Here is a 750-nt window from a genome sequence, read left to right as displayed (position 1 = left end):
GAATAGGACCCCGTCGAACGGTCGCCGCCGAGGCCCGGATAGACCAGGACCTGGCCGACCGGCTTTTTGACATGGCCGCGCGTCGCGTGGCTGACGGCGGCGCAAAGGTTGCCGCCGGCGCTGTCGCCGCAGAGCAGGACGGGACGGTCGTAAGTGGCGGTCGCCCATTCGAAGGCGGCCATGACATCGTCGAAGGCGGCCGGATGCAGATGCTCAGGCGCCAGCCGGTAGTCGACCGAAACCACCTCGAAGCCGGTGCGGGCGCAGAGCTCGGCGCAGACATCGTCATGGCTGTCCAGCCCGCCGAGGATGAAGCCGCCGCCATGGACGTAGAGCACCATCGCCACCGTGAGCGGTTTTGCGTTGCGATAGAGGCGGATCGGGATGTCTTGCGCGGGCGCCGGGATGGCTGTGGTCTCGACCGTCACGCCTTGCGGATAGCCGGCAAAGAATTCCCGGCACATGCGGTCATAGATCGCGCGCTGCTGGGCAACCGTGTAGTCGATCGCATCCGGCGGGTAGTAGGCGTTGGTCTTCTCGATGAAGGCCCAGGTCTCGGCGTCGATCAGGGTTTTATAATCGGTCATGGTTGCTGCATCGATTGGAGAGGTCGAGCCCAGGCACCCCCTGGCCTGCCGGCCATCTCCCCCTCAAGGGGGGACATCGGCAGTTTTGGCCATGCCGCCTTTTCTGCAGCGTCTGAGACTGGCGAAAGCCTTCGCGACATCCGATCTCCCCCCTTTGAGGGGG

General features: G+C 65.2%; 1 protein-coding gene. It reads right to left on the bottom strand.

The genetic code is table 11. From position 1 onward, the window contains the following. A partial coding sequence (locus tag EOA33_RS37435; protein WP_145989587.1) for an alpha/beta hydrolase occupies nt 1–587 on the bottom strand: 587 nt, incomplete at its 3' end. Nucleotides 588–750 lie beyond the last annotated feature (163 nt).

Origin of the sequence: Mesorhizobium sp. M4A.F.Ca.ET.050.02.1.1 (assembly GCF_003997725.1) — a bacterium.
In the GTDB taxonomy this organism is placed as follows: domain Bacteria; phylum Pseudomonadota; class Alphaproteobacteria; order Rhizobiales; family Rhizobiaceae; genus Mesorhizobium.
The sequence above is the reverse complement of the archived record's forward strand: the minus strand, read 5'-3'. Positions and strand labels throughout refer to the sequence as shown.